Origin of the sequence: Bradyrhizobium forestalis (assembly GCF_002795245.1) — a bacterium.
Classification (GTDB): domain Bacteria; phylum Pseudomonadota; class Alphaproteobacteria; order Rhizobiales; family Xanthobacteraceae; genus Bradyrhizobium; species Bradyrhizobium forestalis.
Map to the genome: position 1 here is coordinate 1 of NZ_PGVG01000098.1, position 2,412 is coordinate 2,412.

Below are 2,412 nucleotides of genomic sequence, written 5' to 3' on the forward strand. Positions count from 1 at the left end.
CCACAAACAATCACGAGAAAGAATAGCCTCTTCGCTGGCAGCGACGGCGGCGGACGAACCTGGGCGACCATCGCAACGCTGCTGCAGACGGCGAAAATGAACAACGTCGATCCGTTCGCTTGGCTTGTGACCTTGCCCCCATATGTGGAACGGCCCGCGTGGCAAGAGCTTTTTCAGTCGATTTCACACATAGGAACGGTGCGGTCATATGTCCGGCCTTTGCGCGCGGCACATGGCCGCTGGCCTCGATGAGATCTGCGGAACGAGGAGCCAAATCAAGTTTACGCGTTTGAGCGCATTGGGGGCAGTAGCTTCACTCGTTTCGGGATGTCGTCCCATGGGTTCATCGGCTGTTGTTGCACCTTGCCCTCTGCCGGCCTGCGCCGGTCAGATCGCTTTGGCGGTCACTGCGTCCATCAGACGGCGGCCGCGGCAGTCAGCGGGTCGGGACGTCGGTACGTCCCGCCCTTGTTCAGAAGCGCCCAGATGATCCGCGCCGTCTTGTTGGCCTGCGCGACCGCTGCAACCTTGAAGGGCCGTCTGGCGAGAAGCGCCTTCAGCCACGGCCGCGCCCGAGCGTCGTTTCGGACAACCCGCAAGACGGCCGTCGCCCCGACAACGAGCAGAGAGCGGAGTTCCGGATTTCCCATCTTCGATATTCCTCCCAGTCGCTCTTTGCCTCCACTTGAATGAGGCCGCGGCGTCAATCCCAGCCAGGCGGCAAAGTGGCGAGCCGACTTGAACCCGCCGGGATCCGGCACGAGCGCCTTGATGGTCGCCGCCGTGATGGCGCCGACGCCAGGTATCGTGGTCAACCGACGCATGTCCTCGTCGTGCTTGGTCTCCACAACAATCGCGCGCTCGAGTCTCTCGATTTGGTCGGCTGAAGCTTCAATCTCGTCGGCAATAGCCCTCAGCGCGAAGCGCGCTGCTGCGGGCAGGCGAGCATCTGTCTCATCCCGTACGATTGCGACCAGCGCCTCAATCGTTGCCAGGCCAGCGGTGGCGATGATGCCCAATTCTGCCAGATGCGCGCGCAACGCGTTGACCGCCTGCGTTCGCTGCCGCACTAGAAGGGCGCGGGTCTTCAGCACCATCGCGGCAGCCTGTTGCTCGGCCGTCTTGATCGGGACGAAGCGCATGGTCTTGCGGGTCACCGCTTCGCTGATGGCCTCCGCGTCCGCCGCATCCGTCTTACCACGCTTGACGAAGGGTTTGACATAAGCCGGCGGAATGAGCCGCACCTCATGACCGAGAGCTGCGATCTCGCGCGCCCAATAGTGGGCGCTGCCGCAGGCTTCCATCCCCACCAGGCATGGTGCCAGTTTCTCGAAGAAGCGCAGAACCTCGCTGCGCCGCAATTTCCTGTTGAACACGGGCGAGCCCTCCGCATCCGCGCCGTGAACCTGGAAAACGTGCTTGGCCAAATCTAACCCGATGGTGCTAACCTGTTTCACGGAACGGTCCCTCCTTTGTGGCGTTCGAACAACGACCACGTTCTAGCACTTTGATGCTGTTGAAGCGGGCCGTTCCACCACATCAAGTTTTATCCAGTCCTGAGTTCGCCCCGGCTCTTGGATTTGCCCGGTTGGGCGGTGGTAGCGACGGGAGCTGGCGCGGAGCCCTCGGCATAGCGCAGCGCCAGATCCCGGCGCGGATGGCAGGTCACGGCGAACTCGGACGGCGTCTTCCATCCGAGCCGCGAGTGTGGTCGTGCATCGTTGTAATCGGCCCGCCAGCATCCAAACGTGACGCGGGCCTGGGCCAGCGACGTGAACAGCGTCTCGTTCAACAGTTCATCCCGCAGCCGGCCGTTGAAGCTCTCGATGAAGGCATTCTGCATGGGCTTGCCCGGCGCGATGTAGTGCCATGCGACACGGCTCTGATCGGCCCAGGTCAGGATGGCGTTGCTGGTGAGCTCGCTGCCGTTGTCGCTGACCACCATCTTCGGCCTGCCGCGTTCCATCATCAGCCGGTCCAGCTCCCGCGCCACGCGGGTGCCGGAGAGCGAGGTGTCGGCTACCAGCGCCAGGCACTCGCGGGTGCAATCATCGACGACGGTGAGGATACGGAAGCGGCGGCCATCGGTGAGCTGATCCGACACGAAGTCAAGCGACCAGCGGTCGTTCGGCGCCATCGCCACCGTCATCGGCGCCCGGGTCCCGATCGCCCGCTTGCGGCCGCCACGGCGGCGCACCGCAAGCCTCTCTTCCCGGTAGAGCCGGAACAGCTTCTTGTGGTTGATCACATAGCCCTCCCGCTTGAGCAGAACGTGCAGGCGCCGATAGCCGAAGCGACGGCGCTCCTGGGCGATCGCCCTCATGCGCTGGCGAAGGCCGGCTTCGTCCGCCCGGGTCGTTCGGTATCTCATGGTCATGCGGCAACAGCCGATGGCTTTACACGCCGCCGTTC

The 2,412-nt window shown here is 63.6% G+C and carries 2 protein-coding genes; both read right to left on the reverse strand.

Annotation, left to right across the window (positions count from 1 at the left end):
• Nucleotides 1–416: 416 nt before the first annotated feature.
• A complete protein-coding gene (locus CVM73_RS38590; RefSeq protein WP_100236926.1) occupies nt 417–1,457 on the reverse strand; it encodes an IS110 family RNA-guided transposase in 1,041 nt (346 codons plus the stop codon).
• An 89-nt stretch (nt 1,458–1,546) separates the two neighbouring features.
• Nucleotides 1,547–2,412 (reverse strand): IS3 family transposase (locus tag CVM73_RS38595; RefSeq protein WP_100236927.1); only part of this gene is annotated, 866 nt, incomplete at its 5' end.